The sequence below is a fragment of the Photobacterium sp. OFAV2-7 genome (assembly GCF_022347985.1).
Classification (GTDB): domain Bacteria; phylum Pseudomonadota; class Gammaproteobacteria; order Enterobacterales; family Vibrionaceae; genus Photobacterium.
Window position 1 is genome coordinate 1 of sequence record NZ_JAKRFQ010000172.1, and the last position, 7,297, is coordinate 7,297.

Here is a 7,297-nt window from a genome sequence, read left to right on the forward strand (position 1 = left end):
CGTGTGTAGTAATCGATCATTGGTACACACATGTTTGCCAGCAACACGCTGAATGCGACACCGTCAGGGAAGCCACCCCAGGTCCGGATGAGGTAAACCAGGATCCCGATTAAGGCACCAAAAATCAGACGCCCCTTGATTGTGGTCGATGCCGATACCGGATCGGTGGCAATAAAGAATGCCCCCAGCATGGTCGCACCCGAAAAGAGGTGCATAATTGGCGAAGCAGTGCCGTCTGGATTGAACAAGAAGGCAACGGTGCTGATCACAAACAATGCGCCTAACATACCGACAGGGATCTGCCACTGAATAATGCGTAATTTAAGCAGTAGTAAACCACCCAGCAAGAAGCCAACATTTACCCACTCCCAACCAATACCGGCAATCATACCGAAGATTGGGCTCGCGAGAGTTTCAGTTGTGGTATGGCCGGTTGTCAGTGATGTCTTCAGGGTGTCCAAAGGTGTTGCCATGGTTACCCCGTCAGCTGACATCCTGAGTTGATGCACACTGAACCCGTCTTGGGTAAAGCCGGTAAATACCGTGTAAAGGCTATCAAGCAGCGATACTGGAGCGGCACTGATTGAAGAGGGTGGTAACCAGGTTGTCATCTGCACCGGGAAGGAAATCAGCAAGACAACATAGGCAACCATTGCCGGATTGAAGAGATTTTGTCCGAGGCCACCATATAAGTGCTTGGCGATAACAATAGCAAAGACAACACCGATCACTGTGACCCACCAGGGAGCCAGCGGCGGGATTGAAATACCGACCAGGATACCGGTAAGCAGCGCACTGTTATCGCGCAGGTAAGGTAAGGCTGGGCGATTACGCAAAATCAGTATGACAGCTTCAGAGGCGAGCGCTACCAAAGAAGCTAGAATAACCTGGATCAGTACACCCCAGCCAAAGAAGAACCATTGGGCAGCAATACCAAGGGCCGAACAAAGAATGACAGTACGCATGATATCGCTGGTACTGCGTCGGCTATGTGTATGGGGTGAGCTGGCAATATTAAAAGCCACGATTAGTTATCCTCGTTATTCTGTTGTGTATCTTTTGCTGCCTGCTGGGCAGCCTTGCGAGCCTTGGCACGGGCTATGGCAGCAGCGACAGCGGCCTTCTTCGGATCGACGTCTTCCTCAGTGACTGTGCTGACTGGCTCGTCCTGCGTTTGCTCAGCCTGTGCTTCAGCTTCTTTGGCAGCCTTGCGAGCCTTGGCGCGGGCGATGGCAGCAGCGACAGCGGCTTTCTTCGGATCGACGCCTTCCTCAGTGACTGTGCTGACTGGCTCGTCCTGCGTTTGCTCAGCCTGAGCTTCAGCTTCTTTGGCAGCCTTACGGGCCTTGGCGCGGGCAACGGCAGCAGCGACAGCGGCCTTCTTCGGATCGACGTCTTCCTCAGTGACTGTGCTGACTGGCTCGTCCTGCGTTTGCTCAGCCTGTGCTTCAGCTTCTTTGGCAGCCTTGCGAGCCTTGGCACGCGCTATGGCAGCAGCGACAGCGGCCTTCTTCGGATCAGCTTCAGCTTCAGCTTCAGCTTCGGTAGCTGCAGGCTCTGGTGTTTCCTGAGCTTGCTCGGATGCTTGTGCTGCTTTGCGGGCCTTGGCACGGGCTATCGCAGCTGCCACAGCGGCTTTTTTCGGATCGGCTTCAGCATCGATCGCTGCAGGTTCAGGTGTTTCCTGAGCTTGCTCAGATGCTTGAGCAGCTTTACGGGCCTTGGCACGGGCAATCGCAGCAGCGACCGCTGCTTTTTTCGGATCTGCCTCTGCTTCAGTCGCTGCAGGCTCTGGTGCTTCCGGAGCTTGCTCGGATGCTTGTGCAGCTTTGCGGGCCTTGGCACGGGCAATCGCAGCAGTGACGGCATCTTTTTTGGTATCGCCTGTCGAGCTTGGTGCTGATGCTTCTGCAGTGGATTCTGCTTGTTTGGCAGCTTTTCGCTCGCGAGCCAAGCGCTTGCGTTCTTCGCGAAGTTTTGCCATCTCTGTATTGTCAGGCAAAGCCTCTTGAGAAACTTGGCTGTCACCGGACTGGGCTGCAGCCTGCTTGGCTTTTGCCCGGGCAATCGCTGCTGCAACTGCTGGTTTCTTGTCGGTGTCGGCTCCGGAGCTGGCAGCTGCTTGCTTGGCTTTAACACGTGCTATAGCAGCAGCAACCGCATCATCGCCTCCTGAAGCGGCCATTTCTTTGCGGCGCTCATCAGCTGCTTTCTTAAAGCGGTTTTCTCGTTCAGCCTTGTCTCGTTCCAAACGGGCTTTTTTGGCTTCAAAGCGCTGTTTGGCCCGCTCGGCATTTACTTCATCCTGCTTGCGCTGACGAATTTCTGCTTTGGCCTGGCGATAGTATTGAACCAGCGGGATTTCACTTGGGCAGACATACGCACAGGCACCGCATTCAATACAGTCAAAGAGGTTGTATTCCTCGCACTTGGCATAGTCCTGATCTTTGGCATACCACTGTAGCTGTTGCGGTAGCAGGGAGACCGGACAAGCCTCGGCACATGCGGTACAGCGGATGCAGGACATTTCATGGTTTGTCGGAGAAATTTCCTTGCGCGTTGGTGCCAGAATACAGTTGGCAATCTTGGTGATAGGAACATTACAGTGCGGCAGGGTAAAGCCCATCATTGGACCGCCCATGATCACACGTGGCAGTTTCTTATCTGCCTTATAGCCAAAACGTTCCAGCAGGAAATTTACTGGTGTTCCTAGCAATGCCCAGGTGTTGCCTGGCTGTTTGAACGTTTTTCCGGTGACGGTAACAACACGCTGAATTAAGGGTTCGCCGTCAACGACAGCACGTTTGATTGCATACGTGGTTCCCACATTGTGCATCATGATGCCAATGTCGGCAGGAATTCCTTTTGTCGGAACCTCTTTGCCTGTGAGTACCTTGATTAATTGCTTCTCACCACCGGAAGGGTATTTGGTCGGGATTGCACGAATAACAATACCGTCTTCTTCGCTAATACAGCGTTGAAGCGCTTCGATTGCTTCCGGTTTGTTATCTTCGATACCGATGATAGTGAGCTTGGGGGCGAGGATATGATTGAGGATCCTTATGCCTTCAACGACATCACGTGCGTTATCCTGCATCAGGCGATCGTCGGCAGTGATATATGGTTCGCACTCAGCAGCATTAATGATCAGGATATCTGTTTTCCCCAAACCACTTTGAAGCTTACGGCCGGCTGGAAAACCTGCACCGCCCATGCCGGAGATCCCTTGGAGGCGGATGTGATCAATCAAATCAGCAGCTTCGGCCTGGCGATAGTCAGCGATGGTTGTTTTTTCACCCCAGGTATCCTTGCCATCCGGCTCAATAATGATACAAAGATCGGATAAGCCGGAAGGGTGGGCGATAGTATGAGGTTTTATCGCCTTAATTGTGCCTGAAGTCGGGGCGTGAACCGGTACACTCAGTGCTACATCGGCATGCGTCAGTGCCTGACCTTTAAGGACTTTGTCTCCGGCAGTGACCAACACATCACCTACGGCGCCGATGTGCTGTTTTAGGGGCAGCACCAGTTCGTTGGGGATCTTGGCCTCGGCAATTTCAGAATGGCTAGACAGGGCTTTTTGCTCTGGTGGATGAATCCCGCCCGGGAAGTCCCATAGCTGACCCTGTTTAATTTGTTCGATGATTGACAGCATGGTTACTCTACCTTGTTGGCGCTTGTATCAGCAGGAATATTGACGACGGGGATTTTGTTGAGCTCCCACTTCCAGCTTTCCGGGGTCATTTCTACCGGAACCATTTCGATACAGTCGGTCGGGCAAGGTGCCACACAAAGATCGCAACCGGTACACTCATCTTTGATGACGGTGTGCAGGGCTTTGGTGCCACCAACGATAGCATCTACAGGACAGGCCTGAATGCACTTGGTGCAGCCGATACACATATCTTCATGGATAAACGCGACTTTTTTCAGGCCTTTGTCTTCATCGTGAGCTGAGTCCTGAACGTCGACTCCCATTAAATCAGCCAGTTTCTCTATCGTTTGCTGGCCGCCGGGAGGGCACTTGTTAATATCATCACCGTTTGCAATGGCTTCCGCGTAGGGACGGCAGCCAGGGTAACCGCACTGACCACATTGGGTTTGCGGCAAAATACTATCGATTTGCTCGACAATCGGATCGGCTTCTACCTTGAAGCGGATCGAGGCAAAGCCAAGGACCAGGCCAAAAATTGCGGCAAGGACTGCGATTGCAATAACTGCAATTAATATTCCGCTCATTTTATAGTTTCACCAATCCAGTAAAGCCCATAAAGGCAAGAGACATCAGTCCGGCCGTGATCATGGCGATAGAAGCCCCTTTAAAAGGGTTTGGCACATCTGCCGCGGCGATGCGCTCACGCATTGATGCAAACAGCACTAAGACCAGCGAGAAGCCAATAGCAGCGCCAAAGCCATACACAACAGATTCAATGAAATTGTGGCGTTCGTTGATGTTCAGGAGCGCAACTCCCAAAACTGCACAGTTTGTCGTGATTAATGGCAGGAAAATACCCAGCAGACGATAAAGGGTCGGGCTGGTTTTATGGACGATCATTTCGGTAAATTGAACCACGACAGCGATCACCAGGATGAAGCTGAGTGTTCGAAGGTATTGAATGCCAAGCGGAACGAGGATATAGGCTTCAACAAGATATGCGCATACCGATGCCAGGGTTAGCACAAACGTTGTAGCCAAACCCATGCCAATTGCAGTTTCCAGTTTCTTAGACACACCCATAAACGGGCAAAGGCCTAAAAATTTTACCAGTACAAAGTTGTTAACTAACACTGTACCGACGAGTAGTAGTAGGTATTCAGTCATACCGTCTTAATTATAATTTGCTAGAGATCTGCATATTATCTGCCTTTGCACAAGCTATAACAACTCTTGTCTTGCAGGGTTTTTCAATATTGCTGATTTTTCCATCAGTTATTACTTGATTAAGGGCTGATTAAGAAGAAATATCCATGTAAGCCATGCACAAAAACGCGTGTGTTGTCTGAGTAAAATTCACAATGTGTCGACATGCATTCTGGGCTTCAAGAAATGGTTGTTGAGCATATGTGTGACAATTGTGATTGCCTGTTGAATATGTGTGCCTGCGGATGTAAGTGCGTTGTTTTCTTTCTATTATTGACGAGAAGTAATTTAGTGATACGTAGTGCACAAATGAGCAAGTGATGGTTTTTGATATGGACTATGTGCGATAAGTCAAAAAAAAGCACTAATAACCGGCAGTATGCTGGTGATGTTAATGCTGGTTGCTATCAAGTATTCGTAAGGGGGATAAATTGGATATATTAATGTTGAGCAACGGCAAAATTGCCGGTAACGAACATGTTATGGGGTTTGCCGGTGAAGCCATCATCGAACAGGTAAAACGAACTGGTGCCAAAAACTGGGTACTGATCCCGTATGCGGTCATACGTTCAAGTCATGATGATCGTGTGGCCATGGTTCAGCAGACTTTTGATGCTCTCGGACTGGACTGCCAGGTTACAGGCCTTCATCAGGCCAAAGATCCTGTTGCTGCACTCAAGGCGGCAGATGGGATTTTGGTGAGTGGTGGAAATACTTGGGTACTGAACAAAACGCTGCACGATTTGGGGCTTGTCGGTCCAATACGCAAAGCCGTCCTAGATCGTGGTATCCCATATATCGGTTGGAGTGCCGGTACGAACATTACTTGCCCGACTATTCGTACGACTAACGATATGCCGATTATCACTGGTGCCGTACTGTCGTCGCTGAATTTGGTCCCGTTCCAAATTAATCCGCATTATCTGGAAGCGAAAGAGGAAGGTCATAATGGAGAAACCCGGGATGAGCGTATTCAGGAATTTCTGGAAGTGAACAAGCATGAACCTGTTGTCGGTATCCCTGAAGGAACTTGGTTGCATTTGCATAACGGCCAGCTTAGTTACTACAGTGCAAACGGCAAGGATCTCAAGCTCTTTAGCTATGGTCACGAGCCTGTTTATTATTCTGAGCAGCAAGATATTCAATTTCTGATGGCACACAGTTGCTAGATCGCTTTTAGGCATAAGAACGCGGCAGGCTTCGGCCTGCCGTTTTTTGTCTGAGCGGGTGAAACTCGATATTAACTGCGCAAAACCGATTTCTAATATTACGGTTAAAATTCGCTTGATTTTGTTCAGCCCAGATACGGCAAGGGATCAAGCGAGTTATCCACGGAAACTGTGGATAAGTGTGTTGATGGATGCTTGGAAAATGCCGCGAAGGCGACAGGTAGAGCGACGTGGTCATATTTTGTACAGCATGGTCGTGGGAAGAATAAATAGTTGTATTATAGCGATATAGGAATAAACGGCAGAATATATATGAATCAATTAGAATAAATACTTTAGAGAATGCCAAGTATACGGTTGCTTGTGAATTGATTTGAATCAATTGTGGGAAAAGCTGTGGATGATCGCTCTTGAAGAGAGTGTTTTTGAGGTGTTTTATAGGCTTTTTATCGTCAGCCTGAAGTATAGCTGAACAAAGTCATTCTTGTTCGTGGGCGGTGATGATACGCCTAAGGTTAAAATTGTTCAATCCTTGATTTTAATTTTTTTAAGATTTTTTCTCGCTGCTTACAAGCAGCACGTGAGTCACGGATAAGCGTGTGGAGAGAGGGGGGAGCTGACAGTGATTATTGACAAGCCTTGTCATAACAGCAAAATGTCCCATAAGCCCTCTCTACTACGGAACGCAAGTATGAGCAAAACGTTTAACTTATCTTCCCGCTTTTCTCCTTCCGGTGATCAGCCTACAGCGATTAACCAGTTGCTGGAAGGCTTGGATGCGGGCCTTGCTCACCAGACATTACTTGGGGTTACGGGGTCGGGAAAGACGTTTACCGTTGCTAACGTCATTGCAGAGGCCAACAGGCCAACTTTGATCCTTGCTCCCAATAAAACCCTGGCAGCTCAGCTTTATGGCGAAATGAAGGAGTTCTTTCCGGATAATGCCGTTGAGTATTTTGTTTCGTACTATGACTATTACCAGCCGGAAGCCTATGTCCCGACGACCGATACCTTTATAGAAAAAGATGCGTCGGTAAATGCCCATATTGAGCAGATGCGCCTGTCGGCAACAAAAGCACTGATGGAGCGGCGTGACGTTATTATTATTGCGTCTGTTTCTGCGATATATGGCCTGGGTGATCCTGACTCATACCTTAAGATGATGCTGCATGTGCGTCGCGGCGACATGCTCGACCAGCGTGATATCCTCCGTCGGCTGGCTGAACTGCAATATACCCGTAACGATGTCGCTTTTGAGCGAGGCACC

General features: G+C 49.5%; 6 protein-coding genes. 2 read left to right on the forward strand and 4 right to left on the reverse strand.

All coding sequences use genetic code 11. The features are described from left to right. The 4 genes from rsxD to rsxA all read right to left on the reverse strand — a co-directional run. Positions 1-1,025, reverse strand: a 1,025-nt coding sequence (gene rsxD / locus MHN01_RS11170; RefSeq protein WP_239411420.1) for an electron transport complex subunit RsxD, incomplete at its 3' end; no start/stop codon positions are given. Positions 1,026-1,027: 2 nt separating this feature from the next. Continuing rightward, positions 1,028-3,655, reverse strand: coding sequence for an electron transport complex subunit RsxC (rsxC, locus tag MHN01_RS11175; protein ID WP_239411421.1), 2,628 nt, complete (start codon positions 3,653-3,655; stop codon positions 1,028-1,030). 2 nt (positions 3,656-3,657) lie between these two features. Continuing rightward, entirely contained in the window at positions 3,658-4,239 is a 582-nt protein-coding gene (rsxB, locus tag MHN01_RS11180) for an electron transport complex subunit RsxB (protein WP_239411422.1), read from the reverse strand. A 1-nt stretch (position 4,240) separates the two neighbouring features. Next, positions 4,241-4,822, reverse strand: coding sequence for an electron transport complex subunit RsxA (gene rsxA / locus MHN01_RS11185; RefSeq protein WP_239411423.1), 582 nt, complete (start codon positions 4,820-4,822; stop codon positions 4,241-4,243). Between the two features lie 470 nt (positions 4,823-5,292). On the opposite strand from rsxA, the gene pepE reads away from it, so the two are divergent. Next, positions 5,293-6,030, forward strand: coding sequence for a dipeptidase PepE (gene pepE / locus MHN01_RS11190; RefSeq protein ID WP_239411424.1), 738 nt, complete (start codon positions 5,293-5,295; stop codon positions 6,028-6,030). Between the two features lie 691 nt (positions 6,031-6,721). Next, positions 6,722-7,297 (forward strand): DEAD/DEAH box helicase family protein (locus MHN01_RS11195; RefSeq protein WP_239411425.1); only part of this gene is annotated, 576 nt, incomplete at its 3' end.

What these genes read in the sequence shown, in the direction of transcription:
- rsxC (WP_239411421.1), bottom strand. Translation starts at nt 3,655, where the DNA reads ATGCTGTCAATCATCGAACAAATTAAACAGGGTCAGCTATGGGACTTC.
- rsxB (WP_239411422.1), bottom strand. Translation starts at nt 4,239, where the DNA reads ATGAGCGGAATATTAATTGCAGTTATTGCAATCGCAGTCCTTGCCGCA.
- rsxA (WP_239411423.1), bottom strand. Translation starts at nt 4,822, where the DNA reads ATGACTGAATACCTACTACTACTCGTCGGTACAGTGTTAGTTAACAAC.